The 20,610-nt window shown below is 70.2% G+C and carries 18 protein-coding genes; 13 read left to right on the forward strand and 5 right to left on the reverse strand.

Annotated elements, in window-relative coordinates; genetic code table 11:
• Positions 1-603: 603 nt before the first annotated feature.
• Positions 604-1,275, forward strand: coding sequence for a hypothetical protein (locus tag IM767_RS07700; RefSeq protein WP_162564217.1), 672 nt, complete (start codon positions 604-606; stop codon positions 1,273-1,275).
• A 214-nt stretch (positions 1,276-1,489) separates the two neighbouring features.
• Here the strand turns inward: IM767_RS07700 and pknB are convergent, their stop codons facing one another.
• Together pknB and IM767_RS07710 are read right to left on the reverse strand one after the other, a co-directional pair.
• On the reverse strand, positions 1,490-3,445 hold the full coding sequence (gene pknB / locus IM767_RS07705; protein ID WP_109209250.1) for a Stk1 family PASTA domain-containing Ser/Thr kinase: 1,956 nt from the start codon (positions 3,443-3,445) through the stop codon (positions 1,490-1,492).
• Positions 3,446-3,541: 96 nt separating this feature from the next.
• Positions 3,542-4,741 carry a LysM peptidoglycan-binding domain-containing protein gene (locus IM767_RS07710; protein ID WP_239453194.1) on the reverse strand — a complete coding sequence of 400 codons (1,200 nt, stop codon included), beginning with the start codon at positions 4,739-4,741 and terminating at the stop codon, positions 3,542-3,544.
• A gap of 215 nt (positions 4,742-4,956) precedes the next feature.
• On the opposite strand from IM767_RS07710, the gene IM767_RS07715 reads away from it, so the two are divergent.
• Positions 4,957-5,307 (forward strand): Rv2175c family DNA-binding protein, encoded by a 351-nt coding sequence (locus tag IM767_RS07715; RefSeq protein ID WP_109209251.1) that lies wholly within the window; start codon positions 4,957-4,959, stop codon positions 5,305-5,307.
• Between the two features lie 83 nt (positions 5,308-5,390).
• Here the strand turns inward: IM767_RS07715 and IM767_RS07720 are convergent, their stop codons facing one another.
• Positions 5,391-6,485: a polyprenyl synthetase family protein gene (locus IM767_RS07720; RefSeq protein ID WP_194398836.1), complete on the reverse strand. Its 1,095-nt coding sequence runs from the start codon at positions 6,483-6,485 to the stop codon at positions 5,391-5,393.
• Positions 6,486-6,548: 63 nt separating this feature from the next.
• Here IM767_RS07720 and IM767_RS07725 point away from each other — a divergent pair, with 63 nt between their 5' ends.
• The 10 genes from IM767_RS07725 (at position 6,549) to IM767_RS07770 (ending at position 17,670) form a co-directional block, all read left to right on the forward strand.
• Positions 6,549-6,914: a DUF3040 domain-containing protein gene (locus IM767_RS07725; protein WP_109209253.1), complete on the forward strand. Its 366-nt coding sequence runs from the start codon at positions 6,549-6,551 to the stop codon at positions 6,912-6,914.
• A 197-nt stretch (positions 6,915-7,111) separates the two neighbouring features.
• A complete protein-coding gene (gene mraZ, locus IM767_RS07730) occupies positions 7,112-7,543 on the forward strand; it encodes a division/cell wall cluster transcriptional repressor MraZ (RefSeq protein WP_109209254.1) in 432 nt (143 codons plus the stop codon).
• 120 nt (positions 7,544-7,663) lie between these two features.
• Positions 7,664-8,617, forward strand: coding sequence for a 16S rRNA (cytosine(1402)-N(4))-methyltransferase RsmH (gene rsmH / locus IM767_RS07735; RefSeq protein WP_109209255.1), 954 nt, complete (start codon positions 7,664-7,666; stop codon positions 8,615-8,617).
• Positions 8,614-9,216: a cell division protein FtsL gene (ftsL, locus tag IM767_RS07740; protein WP_109209256.1), complete on the forward strand. Its 603-nt coding sequence runs from the start codon at positions 8,614-8,616 to the stop codon at positions 9,214-9,216. The genes rsmH and ftsL overlap by 4 nt, the downstream gene beginning before the upstream one ends.
• Before the next feature lie 46 nt (positions 9,217-9,262).
• Positions 9,263-11,050, forward strand: a complete 1,788-nt coding sequence (locus tag IM767_RS07745; RefSeq protein ID WP_109209257.1) for a peptidoglycan D,D-transpeptidase FtsI family protein — start codon at positions 9,263-9,265, stop codon at positions 11,048-11,050.
• A 26-nt stretch (positions 11,051-11,076) separates the two neighbouring features.
• The gene (locus tag IM767_RS07750; RefSeq protein ID WP_109209258.1) at positions 11,077-12,507 is read left to right on the forward strand and encodes a UDP-N-acetylmuramoyl-tripeptide--D-alanyl-D-alanine ligase; all 1,431 of its coding nucleotides are present in this window, start codon (positions 11,077-11,079) and stop codon (positions 12,505-12,507) included.
• Positions 12,504-13,616, forward strand: a complete 1,113-nt coding sequence (gene mraY / locus IM767_RS07755) for a phospho-N-acetylmuramoyl-pentapeptide-transferase (RefSeq protein WP_109209259.1) — start codon at positions 12,504-12,506, stop codon at positions 13,614-13,616. Before IM767_RS07750 ends, mraY begins: the two co-directional genes overlap by 4 nt.
• Entirely contained in the window at positions 13,613-15,184 is a 1,572-nt protein-coding gene (gene murD, locus IM767_RS07760) for a UDP-N-acetylmuramoyl-L-alanine--D-glutamate ligase (RefSeq protein ID WP_109209260.1), read from the forward strand. Before mraY ends, murD begins: the two co-directional genes overlap by 4 nt.
• Positions 15,117-16,406 carry a putative lipid II flippase FtsW gene (ftsW, locus tag IM767_RS07765; RefSeq protein WP_109209261.1) on the forward strand — a complete coding sequence of 430 codons (1,290 nt, stop codon included), beginning with the start codon at positions 15,117-15,119 and terminating at the stop codon, positions 16,404-16,406. The genes murD and ftsW overlap by 68 nt, the downstream gene beginning before the upstream one ends.
• 178 nt (positions 16,407-16,584) lie before the next feature.
• Positions 16,585-17,670 carry a UDP-N-acetylglucosamine--N-acetylmuramyl-(pentapeptide) pyrophosphoryl-undecaprenol N-acetylglucosamine transferase gene (locus IM767_RS07770; protein WP_109209262.1) on the forward strand — a complete coding sequence of 362 codons (1,086 nt, stop codon included), beginning with the start codon at positions 16,585-16,587 and terminating at the stop codon, positions 17,668-17,670.
• 95 nt (positions 17,671-17,765) lie between these two features.
• Here IM767_RS07770 and IM767_RS07775 read toward each other — a convergent pair whose 3' ends face one another.
• Both IM767_RS07775 and IM767_RS07780 read right to left on the reverse strand, forming a co-directional pair.
• Positions 17,766-18,146, reverse strand: coding sequence for a GntR family transcriptional regulator (locus IM767_RS07775; protein WP_109209263.1), 381 nt, complete (start codon positions 18,144-18,146; stop codon positions 17,766-17,768).
• Positions 18,143-19,063: a hypothetical protein gene (locus tag IM767_RS07780; RefSeq protein WP_109209264.1), complete on the reverse strand. Its 921-nt coding sequence runs from the start codon at positions 19,061-19,063 to the stop codon at positions 18,143-18,145. The genes IM767_RS07775 and IM767_RS07780 overlap by 4 nt, the downstream gene beginning before the upstream one ends.
• A 117-nt stretch (positions 19,064-19,180) precedes the next feature.
• Here IM767_RS07780 and murC point away from each other — a divergent pair, with 117 nt between their 5' ends.
• Positions 19,181-20,605 (forward strand): UDP-N-acetylmuramate--L-alanine ligase, encoded by a 1,425-nt coding sequence (gene murC / locus IM767_RS07785; RefSeq protein WP_109209265.1) that lies wholly within the window; start codon positions 19,181-19,183, stop codon positions 20,603-20,605.
• Positions 20,606-20,610 lie beyond the last annotated feature (5 nt).

The raw sequence follows: 20,610 nt of genomic DNA on the forward strand, positions 1-20,610 counted from the left end.
ATGCCTCGCCTCGAGGCATCCGGGATCTTCTCGTCAGCGGCGGTCGATTCGCTCGTGAGAACGCGCGAAAGCACCGTGGGGGGAAGTCCCGGGTGCTGTCGTGACGTCTCATCAGGATCGGCGGATCGGCGGATCCGGCGGATGCCGATGCCGGCCCGTGGGCTTATTCGACCTGAGGCGGCGCAGGCACTCCCGACCCTCGGCGTGAGAATGCGCAATTGCACGCCGCCGGGCAGCCGAGCGGTGCAGTTGTGAGGTCTCGCCAGTGGGTGTGGACAGTTTTCGATGCCGGCGCCTCGGCAGCGGCAGGATGCAGGGATGCCGCGCCGGATACTTCCCGCCGACCTCGACGGAATCGCCTTCACGACCGCTGCCGCTCGCGAGCGAGGTGTCGGCCGCGGGCGCCTGCGCGGATCCGACCTCATGCATCCGCACCATGGGATCCACGTCGCCGCCGCATGTGCGAGCGACGACGGGATCATGGCGCGATGCGAGCGACTCCTCCCTGCGCTGGGAGTGGACCACTGGTTCAGTCATCGGACTGCCGCCCGAATCTGGGGAATCCCGCTGCGACCCGCCTACTCGCCCGTCGAGGGTCTGCATGTGCTGGCGGTGAACAGTCGCGTCGCGTTGCGTCACACGGGAGTCGTCGGTTGGGTGACATCCGACGACGGGGTTGGACGGCAGATGTTCGATCTGCTGCCGGTCGTGGCGCCGGCCGACGTGTGGTGCCAGCTGGCACAACGAGGCGCCGTCGTAGGAGGAGAGCAGATCGAGCACGAGTGGTTGGTGGCCGCTGCCGACTATCTGCTCACCGGCGCACGATCAGCGGATGGAACCCGTGGCGCCCCCCTTTGCACGGTCGACGACCTGCGCGCGGCACTCACTCGACGCGGCCGGGGGCGAGGCACCGCGATGCTGCGGCGGGCGCTCGACCATGCGCGGTACCCGGTGGATTCCCCCTACGAGACGTTCACCCGGCTCGGACTGCTGACGCACGGACTGCCCGAGCCGGTCGTGCAGCTGAGAGTCGAAACCGCAGAGGGTCCGCGCCACGCCGACCTGGGATATCCGCGGCATAAGCTGCTGATCGAGTATCAGGGCGATGAGCACCGCCGCTCGCGCAAGCGATGGCTGAGTGACCTGCGGCGCGTTCAGCTCTTCCAAGACGCCGGCTACGAAGTCTTCCTGATCGGCGCCGATGACGTCGTCCCCGACTGCTCGGCCCTCGCCGTTCGCGTGCGGCGCTTCCTGAGCCGTGAGACCGCACGATAACAGCGCGGCTCGCCGCGAGACGGTGCTGTCGTGAGGTCTGGCAGCGGTTGCGAGAGGAGGGATGCCTGGGCTGCCGGCATCCCTCATTGATTACGGTCCTGTATCTACGACGCCCGCTGGACGAGACCGCGTGATAGCAGCGCGGCTCGCCGCGAGAGGGTGCTGTCGTGATGTCTCGCAGTGGTTGCGAGAGGAGGGATGCCTCGGCTGAGGGTCAGAGGGCGGCGGCGATGCGCAGCGAGATGACGGTGCCGCGGGGCTCCATGTCGCCCGGGTCGGGCTTCTGCGACTCGACCCGGGTGAAGGGGTCGGGGAAGGCGTCCCAGCGGTCGTCGTAATCGATGGTGAACCCGGCATCGGAGGCCGCCTGGCGCGCTTCGGCCAGCGTCATGTCGACGAGGTCGGGCACCTCGAACAGCGGGGGACCGGTCGAGACGACAAGAGTGACGGTGTCGCCCGGGGCGAGGGCGCTGCCGTCGTCCTTGCCGAGCACGCGGATCACCCGGCCCTCGTCCACGGCATCGCTGGGCTCGGTCTGGCTCGGGTCGGCGACGGTCAGTCCCAGGCCTTCCAGTGTGCTGCGGGCCTTGCCCTCGCTCTCGCCGGTGACATCGGGGAGCGGGCCGAGCGACACCTGCAGGCGCGCGGTGTCGCCCTGGTGCACGGTGCACCCGTCGATGCAGGCGACGTCCTGCGAGCCGTCGTCCGGGGCGCCCGCCGGGCGCACCGCGACGGCGATCACGGTTCCGGACGCCGCGTCGGTGAAGAAGGTGGAGCTCTCGTCGGGCACGCTGACGGACTGCGCCTCCAGCGCGGCGCGCACGTCGGCCTCGGGCATACCGGCGAACGAGGTGAAGGTCGCCTCGGCGGGTCCTGTCGAGACGTACACGTTCACCTCGACGGAGCGGTCGACGCGCGAGCCGCTCGGAGGGTCTGTGCGGATCACCTGGCCGAAAGCGACCTCGAGGCTGCTCTCGCCCTGCTCCACGGCGACGAGCGAGTCCTGCTCGAGTCGGGCAGCGGCATCCGCGAAGGTCATGCCGCTAACGTCGGCCACGGAGACCTGGGAGCCGGGGCCCGAGCCGAACCACCAGCCGAGTCCGCCGGCGATGGCGGCCAGCAGCAGCACGAGCACGATGAGCCAGGCGCCACGCGAGCTGCGGCGCTGCGTGGCGCGGCGCAGACGCGAGGCGTTGTCGACCTCGTCCATCGTGGCGGTCGGGCCCGTCGGCGTGCCGGGAAGGACGGCGGTCAGCTCGCCGGTGGGCGAGACGTCGTCGCGGACGACGCCGATCGGACCGGTGCGGGCGATCACGGGGGAGATGCCGAGCTCACGCTCGATGTCGCGGAGCCGCTGGAGCATCTCGCGGGCGTCGATCGGGCGCTCGTCGGGCGACTTCTCCGTCGCCCACAGGACGAGCTCGTCGAGGGGCTCGGGCACTCCCGGGTTCTTCACGCTCGGGCGCGGCACGGAGTCGGTGGCGTGCTGGAAGGCGATCTGCATCGGCTGCTCGCCCTTGTAGGGCTGCTCGCCGGTGAGCATCTCGTAGAGCATGATGCCGATCGCGTAGATGTCGCTGCGCGCGTCGGCGGTGCCACGGGTGACAAGCTCGGGCGCGAGGTAGGCGATGGTGCCGAGCAGCTGCGCACCGGAGGCGGTGTTCGCCGTCGTCGCGCGAGCCAGGCCGAAGTCGCCGATCTTGATCCGGCCGTCCTCGGCGAGCAGCACGTTCTCCGGCTTGACGTCACGGTGCACGATCCCCGCCTTGTGGGCGGCTGCGAGCCCGGACAGCACGGCGTCGAGGATCGACACCGCCTGCGGCACGGTGAGGCGGCGCTGCTCGCGCAGCAGCTCGCGCAGCGTGATGCCCGGCAGGTACTCCATGACCAGGTACGCCATGTCGCCGTCCTGGCCCTGGTCGAACACGTTGACGACGTGGGGATCGGCCAGTCGCGCGGCCGCGCGGGCCTCCTGGATGAACCGGCTCTGGAACACGGTGTCGTCGCTCAGATGGCCGTGCATCACCTTCAGTGCGACGCGGCGCTCCAGGCGCAGGTCGGTGGCGACGTAGACGGTGGCCATGCCGCCGCGGGCGATGCGAGCACGCACCCGGTACCGGCCGTCGACGAGACGGCCGATCAGCGGGTCCGTCTGCTGACTCGTGCTCACGCTGAGAGTCTACGGATGCGCACCTGCGAGCCGGCGGAGCGCCTCACCACGCGAGATCGTAATGTGACGCATCCGATCCGGCCGGGATCCGGCTTCTCAGCCGATCGCGGCCAGCCAGCCATGAGCGGATGCCTCCCATTTGGCGTACGCATCGGGATAGGCCGAGATCTGCACGGCTTGGGCGGCCTGCGTGAAGCTCATGCCCTCCCAGCCGGGGATGTCGAGGAGTCCCCGCGTGCGCGACCCGTTCGGGTCGCCGGGACCGCCGTAGAAGACGCGGGTGGAGCGCGCCGCGTCCTGCACCTCCGCCTCGGTGCCCCAGCCGTGGCTGGGGCGCTGCTGGAACAGGCCGAGCGAGTCGCGATCGCCCCACGAGAGGTTGCGGAGCGAGGACTCCTGCATCGCGGTGCCGAGCGCGATCGCGATGCCGTGGTTCGACACGCCGAGCTCCCGCCCGATGCGCACGATCAGCTGCGCGTTCGCCGCCTGCTCCGACGTCAGCCCGGGGATCGCCGAGCCCGCGGCCGGGATCTTGAGTGTCTGGCCGGGGTAGATGATCGACGACCAGCCGAGCCCGTTGGCCGAGAGCACCGCGTTGGTGGTGACGCCGTATCGCTTGGCGATGCCGCTGACGGTGTCGCCGGCGCCGACAGTGTGCGTGCCGGCTGAGGCGTTCGGCGCGGGAGCGGGTGCCGGCGCCGGGGCGGGTGCTGGCGCCGGAGCTGCCGCCGCGGGGGCCGCCGCTCCCGGAATCCTGATGGTCTGGCCGGGGTAGATGATCGACGACCAGCCGAGCCCGTTGGCGGAGAGCACGGCGTTGGTCGTCACACCGTGACGCTTCGCGATCGCGCTGACCGTGTCGCCACGCTGGACGGTGTAGGTGCCGGTGGCCGGCGCGGGGGCGGGCGCTGCGGGAGCGGGAGCGGCCGCGCCAGCGGCCGCCAGCTTCAGCACCTGGCCCGGATAGATCGTCGATGACCACCCGAGTCCGTTGAGCGCCAGCACGTCGGCGGTGCGCAGTCCGAAGCGCGCGGCGATGCGGCTCACGGTGTCGCCCCGCTGCACCGTATACGTGGCGGGCGCGGTGGACGTCATCACCCGCGAAACAGCCGGTGCCGCGCCGACCGGTGCCGCGGGGACGGATGCCGCGGCCGCGGGCGCCGCCGTCACCGAAGGCGTTGCGGCGGCCAGGCGGAGCGCGCTCGGCATCTGTCGCGTGGTGGCCTCGCCGGGCGCCGCTTGCGCGGGAACCGCAGTGAGACTCAGCGCGATGGATCCCACGAGGGCTGCGGGCACCCCCGCGCGGAGCGTCCGCGACGGCAAGATGCCCTGGTCGGCGTGATCACCGGTACTCCGAAGTGGTCGCACGAGTTTCCCCCCTCAGTCGACTCCGAAAACCGTGTCACGGATGTCTATTGGTGTCAACGGGTGTAAAAGGACGTGCATCCTGTGACTGATGTGGCTGGAGTCGGGTGGACTCGCGATGGGTGGGATCTGAGATAGTTGCTTTCGTGACCTCTGACGACGCTTCGCGCTTCGAGACCGATTGGCTCACTCTCCCCGATCTGGTGGAGGTGCTCGGCGAGCCGCTCGGCCGCGTGCGACGGCTTCTGGACGACTTCCACCTCGTCGGTTCGCGCCGCGACGGCGCCCTGAAGGTGCCGTCGGTGTTCATCGTCGACGGACACCCGCTGCCCTCGCTGCGGGGCACCGTGTTCGCGCTCCACGACGCCGGCTTCTCCGACGACGAGGCGATCGATTGGCTCCTGGCCCCGGACGACACCATCGGCGTCTCGCCGATCGAGGCACTACTCGCCGGGCGCAAGAGCGAGGTGCGCCGGGTCGCTCGTACGCTCGCCTGACCCTTCGGCAGTCTCAGGGGCCGGGGCGGGCTCAGGGACCGGGCGGGCTAAGGGCTCGAAACGGGTTCCGGAGCGGGGCCGCGTCAGGTGGTGCGCACGGTCGCGGCGCGCGCGAGATCGCGCAACTCGCTCACCGCGGCATTGCCCAGTCGCGCGCCCGAGAGCGCGCGATCGGCCTCCCGCGCGTAGTCGGCGATGAGGCGCTCCACGCGCTCGAGGGCGCCGGAGTCGACGATCGTCTGCTGCAGCGACGCGATCTGCGCGGCATCGAGCGTCGGATCCCCGACGAGCTCGTCGACGATCCGGCGCGCGTTCGGCGCCAGCGCCTCGCGCGCGTACGCGATGAGCACCGTGCGCTTGCCTTCGCGCAGGTCGTCGCCCGACGGCTTGCCGGTCGCCGCCTCGTCGCCGAACACGCCCAGCACGTCGTCGCGCAGCTGGAACGCCATGCCGACCGGGTGACCGAACGCGGCCAGCGCGGCCGCCTGCGCGGCATCCGCTCCCGCCAGCGCCGCACCGATCGCGAGCGGCTGCTGGATGCTGTAGCGCGCCGACTTGAACGACGCCACGCGCAGCGCCCGCTCGGCGTGACGGTCGTCGGGCTCGGTGACGAACGCGGACTCCTCGGCGACGTCGAGGAACTGCCCGAGCGTCACCTCGCGACGCATCAGTGCGTACTGCCGGCGCGCCGCAGCCGCCCGCTCAGGGGATGTCTCGGCGAGGCCCTCTTCGAGGAGGTCGTCGCTCCACGCCACGAGGAGGTCGCCCAGCAGGATCGCGCTCGATCTGCCGAAGGCGTCGGCGTCGCCGAACCAGCCCGCCCCACGGTGCTCCGCCTCGAGCGCCCGATGGGCGGCCGGCCGGCCGCGACGGGTGTCGGAATTGTCGATGAGATCGTCGTGGACGAGCGCGGCCGCGTGGAAGACCTCGAGCGCGGCGGCGGCGGCGATGACCGGAGCGGGCGGCGAGCCGGCAGGCCCCGCGGCTTCCTCCACAGCCCTCCACCCCGCGATGCAGAAGCGGCCCCGAAGGCGCTTTCCGCCGGTGACGGCATCCGCCGCGGCCGAGATGAAGCGGGCGGCCTCGGGGCCGGCATCCGTCACCGTCTCCTGCTGAGCCGAGACGAACATGTCCACTCGCTGGGAAATGGCTTCGATCGGCTCTGCGGCGGGTGACACGGGCCTAGCCTAGTGAGGAACGGCACGCGTACAATCGAGCCACCGAAGTACAGAGGGGGATGCATGCCACTCTCCGAACAGGAGCAGCGCCTGCTGGACGAGATGGAGCGCCATCTCATGCGCAACGACGCGGATGTCGTCAGCGCGCCCCGCGATGGACGCACTCTGAGTTATCGCAACATCGTCTACGGCACGATCCTCGTGCTGCTGGGTCTGGGCGGCCTCATCGTGGGCGTCTCGATCCCGCAGGTGATCATCGGCGTGATCGGGTTCGTGGTGATGCTCGGCGGGGTGCTCCTCGCCGTCACACCGGGACGCGGACCGGGCAAGGTGCGCGTCGAACCGGATCGCCCCTCGAAACAGACCAACGGCTCGTCGTTCATGGATCGCATGAACGACCGCTGGGACAAGCGGCAGGAGGAGCGCTGAGCGTCCCCGCCGACTGAACCGGCACGAGAAGCACCGACCTTCGGGTCGGTGCTTTTTTGTTGCCCGCGCAACGTCTGTACCAGGCCTGAAAGGGGGTGCGGGGGAGAGACAGATCACGAATTGATAGCGAAGTGGAGGGAAGTGGAGTAAAGTGGCGTGCAACCCGGGGGGCCGGACGAAGGGGGTGTGATGTACCGATGCTTTTGGGCACGCACACACCCAAGCTCGATGACAAAGGACGCGTCATCCTCCCGGCGAAGTTCCGCGACGACCTGGGTGGGGGTGTCGTCGTGACGCGCGGACAGGACCGCTGCCTGTACGTGTTCAGCGAGAAGGAGTTCGAACGGGTGCACGACCGCATCCGAGAGGCGCCGCTGGCGAACAAGCAGGCGCGCGACTTCCTGCGCATGTTCCTCTCGGGTGCCAGTGCCGAGAAACCCGACAGTCAGAACCGCATCACGATCCCCCCTCCGCTGCGCGCATACGCCGGCCTGGAGCGAGACCTCGTCGTCACCGGCGTGGGCGCTCATGCCGAGATCTGGGACGCCGCTGCGTGGAACGCCTACGCAGAGGCCAACGAAGAGACTTACGCCGAGCTGGAGCAGGAGGTGATTCCGGGCCTGTTCTGAGGCTCGTCGCCTGGATCCCGACTCCCAGCCGCTCCCGCCCTGTCGCCACTTCCCCGGTGACAGGTCAGAGCGGATGGGGATCAGGGTCCAGGGGCCGAGGCCACAGCGGCCCCGTCGACCATGAACCTGCGCGACATCCACACCCCGGTCATGCTGGAGCGCTGCATCCAGCTGCTCGCACCCGCCCTCGAGGGCGACGGCGCCGTCTTCGTCGACGCCACCCTCGGCATGGGCGGACACTCCGAGGCGTTCCTCGAGCGCTTCCCCAAGCTGAACCTGGTCGGCCTCGACCGCGACACCGACGCGCTGCGCATCGCGGGGGAGCGGCTGGCCCGCTTCGGCCACCGCGTGCACCTCGTGCACACCGTCTACGACGGCATCGCCGACGCCGTCGCCTCCGCGGGCTTCGCCGCGGCGGACGGCATCCTCTTCGATCTCGGCGTCTCGTCGCTGCAGCTCGACGTCGCCGATCGCGGTTTCGCCTACGCGCAGGATGCGCCGCTCGACATGCGGATGGACCAGTCCGCCGGCACGACCGCGGCCGAGATCCTCGCGACGTACGGGGAAGGCGATCTGCGCCGCATCTTCGAACGCTACGGCGAGGAGAAGCTCGCCGGCCGCTACGCCCGCGCGATCATCGCCGCACGCGCCAAAGCGCCCATCGAGCGGTCCGGTCGTCTGGTCGAGATCCTGCAGGCCGCGACGCCGGCGGCGGTGCAGCGCACGGGGCATCCCGCCAAGCGGGTGTTCCAGGCGCTGCGGATCGAGGTCAACCGCGAGCTGTCGGTGCTGGAGCGCGCGGTGCCGTCGGCCCTCGGCATCCTGCCCGTCGGCGGCCGCATCGTCGTCCTCTCCTACCAGTCCCTCGAGGACCGCCTGATCAAGCGCGCCTTCGCGGAGGCCTCCACCTCGACGGCGCCTCCCGGGCTGCCGGTGGAGCTGCCCGAGCACGCCCCGAAGTTCAGACTGCTCGTCAAAGGTGCCGAGCTCGCCACCGAAGAGGAGCGCGCGGTCAACCCGCGTGCCACGCCGGTCCGCCTCCGGGCGGCTGAGCGAGTGAAGGACGACGCATGAGCACCATCGCCCACCCCACGACAGCCGCTCGACTCTCGGGAGCAGCCGCGCCGTATCGATCGGATGCCGCACGCCGGCGCCTGCGGGTCGTCGAGGCCCCCGCCCGCCGACGCCGGCCGAAGCTGTTCTACGGCGTGGTCGCGGTGCTCGGCGCCTTCCTCATCGCGGCGGCCCAGATGTCGCTGTCGATCATGACCACGCAGGGCACGTACGAGCTCGCAGCGCTGACGAAGGAGCAGCGCGATCTCACCTACGAGAAGCAGATCCTGTACGACGATGTCGCGGGCCTCAGCTCGCCGCAGTACCTCGCGGCGAACGCCGCCGCGCTCGGCATGGTCATCAACGAGGCGCCGAGCTACCTGCGCCTCAGCGACGGCGCGATCCTCGGTCCGTCGGAGGTGGCGATGGGATCGTCGTCAGTCGACGCGATCGGCCGCGGCGCCGTGCCCAACGCACTCATCACGGACACGCCGCTGGTGACCGCGCCCGACGCGACGATCGACGGCGTGCCCGTCGACGTCGCCGCTCCGGGCGACGCCGGGGTCGGCAACACTCCGCCGCCGATCACCGACGGACTGCCCACGCCGAGCACACACTGAGACGACACCGACGACGACGCCGAGCCGAGACGACACGAGACGCGAGATGACGACACGAAGCACGAGAAGCCCCCGCCGCCGCACCGTCGTGGCCCTCGCCGTCGTCCTCGCCGTGCTCGCCGGCTTCATCGTGAGGCTCGTCGACATCCAGGTGGTCAACGCCGACGACCACATCCAGGACTCCCTCAACACGGCCTTCGCCGGCAAGCAGACGCTCTATGGCACGCGCGGGGCGATCGTCGACGAGAACGGGCAGACGCTGGCGGGCAGCATCCTTCGCTACGACTGCCAGCTCTCGCCCCTGCTCATCACGCAGATCGACGCGCAGGTGCTGGAGGGCGAATCCGACGACCCCCTCTGGGCGGACGTATCGGACGATGTCGCCGCGATCACCGGACAGACGCCGGAGGAGGTGCGTGCCATCGTCGGCGACGCCCTCGCCGAGAACCCGGACTCGGAGTACGCCAAGCTCAAGAACGGCGTCTCGACGGAGCAGTTCCGCGCGCTGGCGGACCTCGGCGTGCCCTACATCACCTGCATCTCGCACCCCGCCCGCGCCTACCCGGACGGCGCGGTCGCGGGCAATCTCGTCGGCTTCCTCGGCAGTGACGGCACGCCGCAGGAGAGCCTCGAGCGGTCTCAGAACGACTGCCTCGCGGCCACGAACGGTTCGCGCACCTACGAGAAGGGCAAAGACGGCGTCGTGATCCCGGGCACCGAGGTCGAGACCCCCGCCACGGACGGCGGCACGCTGCAGCTGACGATCAACCGCGACCTGCAGTGGTACCTGCAGCAGCTCATCGCCGAGCAGACGCAGAACATGGCCGCGCAGCACGGCGCGGTCCTCGTATACGAGGTGAAGACGGGCAAGGTGCGTGCCGCCGCCGAATACCCGACGGTGGACCCGAACAACGTCGACGCCACCGAGGTGGGGGATCGCACCAGTGAGATCTTCCTCGGCACGTTCGAGCCCGGATCGACCTTCAAGGGCCTCACGGCCGCGACGGTGATCGACGCGGGCTGGCAGACGCCCGCCTCCACGGTCGTCGCCTCCAGCGAGGAGCACTTCGCCGACGGCGCCCGCGTGCGGGACTCGTTCAAGCACCCCGCGTACACCTATACGCTCACCGGCGTCCTCATCGATTCCTCGAACGCCGGCATCTCGAAGTTCAGCGAGAAGGTCGACAAGCAGACGCGCTACGACTACTTCCAGAAGTTCGGCATCGGGCAGGGCACCGGCTCGGGCTACCCCGGTGAGGAGACGGGCCTCATCCACCCCGTCCAGGACTGGGGTGCGCAGACGACCCTCAACACGTCGTTCGGCCAGGGCGTCACCACGACGATGCCGGAGCTCGCGCGGGCGTACGCCACGATCGTCAACGGCGGAGTGCGGATGCCGCTGCAGATCATCGAATCCTGCACGAAGTCCGACGGCACCGTCGTCGAGCCCGAGCTCGCCGAACCCGAGCGCGTCCTCAGCGAGAGCACGTCGGCCGACATGCGCGAGATGCTCGAGAACGTCTTCCTCCAGGCGCCCTACGCCAAGACCGTCGCGATCCCGGGCTACCGCATCGGCGGCAAGACGGGAACCGGTGAGAAGGCGGACCTGGTGAACGGCGGCTACAAGGCCGGCGTCTACTACACGACGATGGTCGGCTTCGCCCCGGCCGAGGACCCCGAGTACGTGGTGGTCGTCACCCTCGACGAGCCGACGAAGGTAACATCGTCTGCGGCCAACGCGACCGCGTTCCAGAAGGCCATGACCCAAGTCCTCAAGACGTATCGCGTCATGCCTTCCACGACGTCGCCGGAGCTGCTGCCCAAGTTCGGGTAGTGTCCCGAGCTTCCGGAGTTCCCCACATGATCGCGCTCAGTATCGCCCAGATCGCCCGTGCCGTCGGGGGCGAGGTGCACCTCGCCGACGGCGACACGCCCGACACCCTCATCGACGGGACGGTCGACACCGACTCCCGTCTCATCGAGCCGGGCGGCGTCTTCGTCGCCAAGCCAGGCGAGGAGACCGACGGGCACCTCTTCGTCGACGCCGCCGTCGAGAAGGGCGCGGCTCTGGCGCTCGTCGAGCACGTGGTCGACACGCCGCGTGCGGCATCCGTCACCCAGATCGTCGTGCCCGATGTCGTGACGGCCATCGCGGACCTCGCGCGCGAGGTCGTCGGCCGCGTGCGCGACGAGAGCGGCGACCTGCGCGTGGTCGGCATCACGGGATCGAACGGCAAGACGACCACGAAGAATCTGCTGGCGCGGATCCTCGAGGGTGAGGGTGAGACAGTCTCGCCGAAGGCGTCGTTCAACAACGAAGTCGGCGCACCGCTGACGATGCTGCGCGTCACCGGGTCTACACGGTTCCTCGTGAGCGAGTTCGGCGCCAGCGCGCCGGGTGAGATCGCGCGCCTGGCGGGACTCGTCGACCCCGATGTCGGCGTCGTGCTGATGGTCGGCATGGCGCACGCCGGCGGTTTCGGCGGCATCGAGGCGACGTTCCACGCCAAGTCCGAGCTCGTGAAGGCACTGCACGAGGGCGGCGTCGCCGTCCTCAACGCCGACGACGCGCGCGTCGCCGCGATGGCGCCGATCGCCGCCGAGCGCGGCGCGAGCGTGCGATGGTTCGGCCGCGGCCCCGGCGCGACGGATGTGCGCGCCGACGATGTCGTGGTGACGGCATCCGGCACGTCCTTCCGCGTCACGGCCGACGGGGTGTCGCTGCCGCTGCGCCTGCGGGTGCTGGGCGAGCACCACGTGATGAACGCACTGGCGGCGATCACGGCCGCCACGACGCTCGGGGTCTCGCTCGCCGACGCCGTCGCCCGCCTGGAGACCGTCGAGATCGCCGAGCGCTGGCGCATGCAGCCCCTGGGATCGGACCGGGTGCGCATCATCAACGACGCGTACAACGCCAGCCCCGACTCCATGGCCGCGGCGCTGCGCACGCTGGCGCAGATCACCGGACCCGAGGAGCGCACCGTCGCGGTGCTCGGCGCGATGAGCGAGCTCGGAGAGCACGCCGAGGAGGAGCACGACCGCGTCGGCCTGCTCGCAGTGCGTCTGGGCATCCAGCGGATCGTCGTGGTCGGCGACGCCGCGCGGCGGATGTACCTCGAGGCGGTCGCACAGGGATCGTGGGACAACGAGGCCGTCTTCTTCTCGACCGCCGATGAGGCCTTCGACTACCTGCAGGGCGAGCTGCGCGACGGAGACCGAGTTCTGGTCAAGTCGTCGAACTCCGCGGGACTCCGGTTCCTCGGCGATCGTCTGGGAGAATCGTTCTCGTGAGATCTCTCCTTACCGCGGCGGCGATCTCGCTGGCCTTCACGCTCTTCCTCACTCCGGTCTTCCTGAGGCTCTTCCGCAAGTGGGGCTGGGGACAGGTGATCCGCACCCCGGAAGACATCCGCAACCCCAACCACCAGACCAAGCGCGGCACGCCCACGATGGGCGGCACGATCTTCATCGTCGGCACGATCGTGGGCTACCTGGTCGGCTGCTTCGCCGGCAACAACCCACCGACGATCTCGGGCATCCTCGTGATCTGGATGATGGTGGGCCTCGGCGCGGTGGGCTTCATCGACGACTACATGAAGGTCCGCCAGCAGAAGTTCATGGGCCTGAGCGGCTGGCGCAAGATCGTGGGGCAGATCATCGTCACGGTGCCGTTCGGCATCGCCGCGCTGAACTTCCCCAACGAGTTCGACCAGACCCCTGCATCGCCTTTCATCTCGGTCTTCCGCGACGTCCCGGTGCTGGGCTTCATGACGCTGGGTCTCGTCATCGGCTGGATCCTGTACCTCGCGTGGGTGACGTTCATCGGGGTCGCCTTCTCGAACAGCGTCAATGTCACCGACGGGCTGGACGGCCTCGCGGCGGGCGCGGCCATCTTCGTCACCGGCGCGTACAGCCTCATCGCGTTCTGGCAGTTCAACCAGGCCTGCTGGGGCGGCGAAGGGCTGTCGGCGGCCGCCAAGGCCGCGTGCTACCCGACACGTGATCCGTTCGACCTCGCGATCATCTCGGCATCGTTCGTCGGCGCGCTCGTCGGCTTCCTGTGGTGGAACGCCCCCAAGGCGAAGGTGTTCATGGGCGACGTGGGGTCGATGGCGATCGGCGGCGTCATCGCCGCGATGGCGATCCTCACCCGCACCGAGCTGCTCGCCGTGCTCGTCGCCGGCGTCTTCATCATCGGGCCCGGCTCGGTGATCCTGCAGCGCCTCTACTTCAAGGTCACCCGCGGCAAGCGCCTGTTCCTCATGAGCCCGTTCCATCATCACCTCGAGATGCGCGGCTGGTCGGAAGTCACCATCGTCGTGCGCATGTGGATCATCGCGGGACTTCTCGCCGTATCGGGTGTCGGATTCTTCTACGTCGAATGGCTTTCTCAAACATGAGCTCTGACCGCCTCTCCGCACTCATCAGCTGGCACGCCGACTGGAAGGGGCTGCGGGTCGCCGTCCTCGGGCTCTCGGTCACCGGCTTCTCCGTCGCCGACACGCTCGCAGAGCTGGGCGCCGACGTGCTGGTGGTGACCGAGCGGGCCGACGAGGAGTACGAGCGACTGCTCCCGGTCATCGGCGCACGGCTGTGGACCGGCCCGCTGGATGAGGTCCCGGCCGAGCTCGTCGGGTTCTCGCCCGAGGTCGTCATCGCCTCGCCGGGCTTCTCGCCGCGGCATCCTGTCGTCTCCTGGGCACGCGACAACGACATCGCACTGTGGGGCGACATCGAGCTCGCGTGGCGCGTGCGCGACAAGGTGCTGCGCGCCGACGGCACTCCCGCCGACTGGATCCTCATCACCGGCACGAACGGCAAGACCACGACCACCCGGCTGACCGCGACGATGCTCGTGGCCGGCGGCCTGCGCGCGGCACCGGTCGGCAACATCGGCACGCCGGTCCTCGATGCGGTGCGCGACCCGTCGGGCTTCGACGCGCTGGTCGTGGAGGTGTCGAGCCACCAGCTCTGGTACCTCGGGCTGCAGAGCTCTACCGACCCGGTCTCGCCGTACGCCGCGGTGTGCCTCAATCTCGCCGACGACCACCTCGAGTGGCACGGATCGTTCGAGGACTACCGCGCCGCGAAGGCGCACGTGTACGACAACACGCGCGTCGCCTGCGTCTACAACAAGGCGGATGCCGCGACCCAGGCCATGGTCGAGGACGCCGAGGTGGTCGAGGGTGCCAGGGCGATCGGGTTCGATCTCGGCGTCCCCGGTCCGAGCGACCTCGGCGTGGTCGAGGGGATCCTCGTGGACCGGGCGTTCCTGGAGGACCGGCACAAGAGCGCGCTCGAGCTCACGACGGTCGACGAGCTCGTCTCCCTCGGGCTCGCTGCCCCGCACATCGTCGCGAACATCCTGGCCGCCGCGGCGCTCGCCCGTTCGCTCGACGTGGCGCCCGCGGCCATCCGCGACGCTCTGCGCGGCTTCCGCCTGGACCCGCACCGCATCGAGGTCGTCGCGCGGCACGCCGGGATCACCTGGGTCGACGACTCCAAGGCGACCAACCCGCACGCCGCAGCGTCGTCGCTGGCCGCCTACCCCGGCGCGGTCTGGGTGGTGGGAGGCCTCCTCAAGGGCGTCGACATCTCCGGGCTCGTGGCCGGGCGCGGCGGCGCCGCGAAGGCGGCGATCGTGATCGGACTCGACCGCGCCGAGGTCGTCGCCGCGTTCGAGCGACACGCGCCGGCGGTGCCCGTGTTCGAGGTCGACGCCGATGAGACTGAAGGGGTCATGGCGCAGGTCGTCGAATTGGCGGCAGGGGTGGCGCGTGACGGGGACGTGGTTCTGCTCGCTCCCGCTGCGGCATCCTTCGACCAATTCGCGTCGTACGCCGACCGCGGTCGCCGCTTCGCGGCAGCCGTGAGAGAACGCTTCGGAACGGGGGACCCGGGTGACCACGACGCAGCCACCACGGCCCCGGACGACCAGGCCGACGCAGGCTCAGACGACCGAGGCTGACAAGCCGCGGCGCGGGCTCGCCGCCCGCGTCTCGCTCGGACGCGTGTTCGCGCCGGTGCCGAGCGAGTTCCTGCTGATCGCGTCGACCGCGCTGCTGCTGACGGTCTTCGGGCTGGTCATGGTGCTGTCGGCGACCTCGGCTACGGCGACGGCCGCCGGCGAGGCGCCGTGGGAGACGGTCATCAAACAGGCCGTCTTCGCCCTGATCGGTGTGCCGCTGATGTTCATCGCGAGCCGCCTGCCGGTCGCGTTCTGGAAGAAGATCGCGTGGCCCGCCCTCATCTTCGGCGTCGCCTTCCAGCTGCTGGTGTTCACGCCGCTCGGGCACGGCGCGGACGGCAACCGCAACTGGATCATCATCGGCGGCTTCCAGGCCCAGCCGTCGGAGTTCCTCAAGCTCGGGCTCGCGCTGTGGGTGGCCTTCGTCCTGTTCCGCAAACGCACGCTGCTGACCAAGTGGCAGCACGTGTTCATCCCGCTGGTGCCTGTCGCCGGGCTCGCGATCGCATCGGTGCTCGCCGGCGACGACCTCGGCACGGCGATGATCCTCGTCCTGATCGTGCTCGGCGCGCTCTTCTTCTCGGGCGTCAAGCTGCGCATCTTCGTGCTGCCTGCGATCGGGGCCGCGGCCGCCGTGGCGTTCCTCGCGGTCACGAGCCCCGACCGCATGCGGCGGTTCATGAGCTTCCTCAACCCGAACTGCCTCGACGACTACTTCAACGACTGCTACCAGCCCCTCCACGGCATCTGGGGACTGGCCAGCGGTGGCATCTTCGGGCTGGGGCTCGGCAACTCGCGCGAGAAGTACGACTGGCTGCCCGCCGCGGCGAACGACTACATCTTCGCGATCGTCGGCGAAGAGCTGGGCCTCATCGGCTGCGCCGTCGTCCTCACCCTCTTCGCCCTGTTCGCGGTCGGCGCCTTCCATGTCATCCGCAAGACCGACGACCCCTTTGTGCGTATCGCCGCCGGCGGCATCACGGTGTGGATCGTCGGGCAGGCGCTCATCAACATCGGCGTCGTCCTGCGGGTGTTCCCCGTGCTGGGCGTCCCGCTGCCGTTCATGTCGCAGGGTGGAACGTCACTGCTCTCGGTGCTCATCGCATCGGGGGTGCTGCTGGCGTTCGCCCGGTCGCTGCCCGCATCGATCGCTCGGCGCGAGGCCAGGATCGCCGAGGCGCGCGCCGCGCGCGAGCGCGCGAAGCTGCACGCCCTGCGCTGAGCGCGCAGGCGCGCGCCCGGCCCTAGCGTTCGGGTTCGGCGCGTTCGGGGAGCGTTCGGCGCGTTCGGGCGCGTGCGGCGCGTTCGGGCGCGTGCGGCGCGTTCGGGCGCGTGCGGCGCGCATGGAGGGGCCGCGGTGCGCCCCGAACCCAGAGAGCCCGGCCGGGTAGGCTCGGGGAGTGACGACGTACCTCCTTGCCGGCGGCGGCACCGCCGGGCACGTCAACCCGCTCCTGGCTGTCGCCGATGCGCTGCGGTCCCGCGATCCCGAGGCCGAGGTGCTCGTGCTCGGAACGCGTGAGGGACTCGAAGCCCGGCTCGTCCCGGAGCGCGGCTACGAGCTTCTGATCGTCGACAAGGTGCCCTTCCCGCGACGGCCGAATGCCGCGGCAGCCGCCTTCCCCGCGCAGTTCCGTCGCGCGATCGCCCAGGTGCGTTCGCACATCGCCCAGCGCGGCGTCGACGTCGTCGTCGGCTTCGGCGGCTACGCCTCGGCCCCCGCCTACGTCGCCGCGCGCCGCGAGCGGGTGCCGTTCGTGGTGCATGAGGCGAACGCCCGGCCGGGACTCGCCAACCGCCTCGGTGCACCCCGCGCCGCCGGGGTGGGGGTCGCGTTCGAGGGCACGCCGCTCAAGGGCTCGCGCGTCGTCGGCATGCCCCTGCGCCGTGAGATCGTCACGCTCGACCGCGACGCACGGCGCGCAGACGCCGCCGCGCACTTCGGCCTCGACCCGGAGAAGCCCGTGCTGCTGGTGTTCGGCGGCTCGCTGGGCGCGCAGCGCCTGAATGCCGCCTTCGGCGAGGGGCACGGGGCGGCCTGGCGCGACGTGATCGACGCGGGGTGGCAGCTGCTGCACGTCACCGGTGAGCGGTCCGAACTCGCCGACCCGGGTGTGCCCGGCTACGCCGTCCTGCGCTACGTCGACCGCATGGACCTCGCGTTCGCCCTCGCCGACTTCATCGTGTCGCGCGCCGGCGCCGCGACGGTCAGCGAGATCAGCGCGCTCGGCATCCCGACGGCGTACGTCCCGTACGCGGTCGGCAACGGTGAGCAGGCGCTCAACGCCTCGTCCGCGGTGCGCGCGGGAGCGGCGGTGCTGATCCCGGATGCCGAGTTCACGGGTGACCGCGTGCGCTCCGAGGTGCTCCCGCTCCTGGCTGACGAGGCGCGGCGCGCCGCGATGACGCGGGCTGCGGCATCCGTCGGCACACGCAACGGCACCGAGAACGTGGTCGCGATGATCGACGAGGCACTCGCGCGCTGACCAGCGGGTACGAGAACAGGAGATCTCGCGCACGCAGGATGATCTGCGCGAAATCCTCCTGTCCTCGACAGATGTCCTGATCTCGGCACCGAGCGTCAGGCGAGGGCGGAGGCTGTGGGCTCAGTACCGCGGAGCGCCGCAGTGACCATCGCCAGCGCCTCGTCGGCGTCGAGCCGCAGCTCGCGCACCTGCGCCGCGAAGGCCGCCGCCGCTCGCTGCAGCTGCTGACGCGCGGGGTCGGCGTCGAAGGCGACGAATGTTCCGTTGCGGCCGCGGGTCTCGATGATCCCGGATGCCTCGAGCTCGCGGTACGCGCGAGCGACCGTGCCCGGCGCGATGCCGAGGTCGTCGGCGAGGCGCCGCACCGTGGGCAGCCGCGCGCCCGGCGCGAGCTCGCCCGACGCGACGGCGTCCACGAGCCCGGCGCGCAGCTGCTCGAAGGGCGGAACGGGGGAGGACGGGTCGATGACGATCACAGTGCACCTTCCGCTGAAGTCGGAGCAGGCCGGCCGAGCCAGTCTGGATAGAGATCACCGCGCAGGCGTCGGCCGTTGCTCGGGTATACGAAGGTCAGGGCGATCACTCCCCAGGTGGGCAGCTGCTGCGCGAACGAGCTGAAGAGCGCGTCCGAACCGATCCACACCGCGCCGAGCGCGAGCGCGAGCGCCATCCACGCGGTGAGCGCCGCCGAGAGCCGCACCGATCCGAGCGCGGTCGTGCGCAGCGCGTCATCCCAGGCGAGCTCGAGAGTGTCGCTGGCAGGCTGCGGCTGTGCAAGCACCCGGCGCTCGATGAACGGCATCGCCACGAACACAGCCACCGCCCCGATCGTGGCGAAGACGGCGGTCGCGGCGAACGCCGGCTCCACATCCTCGGGTCGCGCCGCACGTCGGACGACCATGAGTCCCACCGCCGCCGTCGCGATTCCGCCGAGGATCCACGGCAGCAGGCGGGGGAAGGGGCCGAGGTAGTCGGCAGTGCGCAACGCGCGTGGCCGAGCGATGCGCGGTGCCGCGGGCGCCGGATGGAACAGTCGCTCGCGGATGCTCACGACCGCCGAGACCAGACCGGTCGCCACCAGTATCACCATGACGACGATGAACATGAACGTGACGGTGGTCGCCACCGGCGTGAGAAGGAGCGGGGAGAGAGCAAAGGTCGTCACGACCATCGTGAGGGAGGTCGCGATGCTCCCGGTGCGCAGGCGTCGCGCCACCGATTCACGAGTCGCCTCGGTGCCGTAGGGCAGGCGCACCCGCATCGAGAAACGGTCTGCCGCGGCGTAGGCCGCGCGACGAGCTGAGACCGAGATCGCGATGATCGTCAAGACGACGAGCAGGATGGCCAGAAAGGCGGCGTTGAAGGCGAGGGCGAAGGGCGGGTCGACGTCCATAGCTCGATTGTGCCGGGTTCTGTATCAATGTGTCAATACAAAGTGTGCGGTCGAGCCCCGAGCGGCCCAGCGCGCCGGGGCCGCGGCATCCGTCGCCCAACTTAGACTTGACCGGTCATGATCAGACCCGATCTCAGTCTCCCCATTCCCGACGACATCACCGCCGCCCACTTCATCGGAATCGGCGGATCCGGCATGTCGGGACTCGCTCGTATGTTCCTCGCGCGCGGCATCCGCGTGTCGGGCTCCGACCGCGCCGACAGCACGGCGCTGCGGGAGCTCGCCGCCCTCGGTGCGACGGTGCATGTCGGGCACGACGCCGCGAATCTGGGCGACGACGTCGACACCGTCGTGCACACCGGGGCGATCTGGCCGGAGAACCCTGAGTTGGTGCTCGCCAAGGAGCGCGGGCTGCACGTGATCCACCGCTCGCAGGCGCTGTACTGGCTCATCGGCGGTCGCCGTCTGGTGTCCGTCGCCGGCGCGCACGGCAAGACCACGTCGACCGGCATGATCGTGACGGCGCTGCGCGACCTCGGAGTCGACCCCACGTTCGTCAACGGCGGGGTCATCGCGCAGCTCGGCGTCTCGAGCGGCAGCGGTCAGGACGAGCTCTTCATCATCGAGGCCGACGAGTCGGACGGCACCTTCCTCCTCTACGACACCTCCATCGCGCTCATCACGAACGTCGACCCCGACCACCTCGACCACTGGGGCACCCGCGAGGCGTTCTACGCCGCATTCGCGCGCTTCGCGAACGAAGCCCGCGAGGCGGTCGTGATCTCGGCCGACGACTCCGGGGCGAAGCTCGTGACCGAACAGCTCACGCACCGTCGTGTCGTGACCTTCGGCGAGGCGCCCGACGCGACCGTGCGCGTGAGCGACATCGTGACCGACGGCCCGGTGGCGTTCCGCATCACCCACGATGGCAGCACGGTCGAAGCGCGCCTGCCTGTGCCCGGCGCCCACAACGCGATCAACGCCGCCGGCGCGGTGGCGGTGCTCCTCACGCTGGGCCACGAGCTCGAGCCCGCTGTGCGTGCGGTCGAGGGCTTCGCGGGCACGGTCCGCCGCTTCGAGCTGCACGGCGTCGAGCGCGGGGTGAGCGTCTTCGACGACTACGCGCACCACCCGACCGAGGTGGCCGCCGCCCTGTCGGCGGCGCGCACGGTCGTCGGCGACGGGCGCATCATCGCGATCCAGCAGCCCCACACCTACTCCCGCACGCAGGAGATGTACCGCGAGTTCGCACAGGTGCTCGAGGAGTACGCCGACCACACGGTCATGCTCGACGTCTACGGCGCGCGCGAAGACCCGGTTCCGGGCGTCACGGGTGAACTGGTCAGCGGCGCGTTCGACGATCCGTCTCACGTGCACTTCGTGCCGGACTGGCAGGAGGCGGCGGACTACACCGCGTCGGTCGCGCGCGACGGCGACTACGTGATCACCCTCGGCTGCGGCAACGTGTACCTCATCATCCCGCAGGTGCTCGACGCGCTCGGCCGCTCGGGCGCCGCACCGGCGAAGAGCGGCGCGGAGTAGCCCGC

This window comes from Microbacterium ureisolvens (assembly GCF_015278315.1).
GTDB classification, from domain to species: Bacteria; Actinomycetota; Actinomycetes; order Actinomycetales; family Microbacteriaceae; genus Microbacterium; species Microbacterium ureisolvens.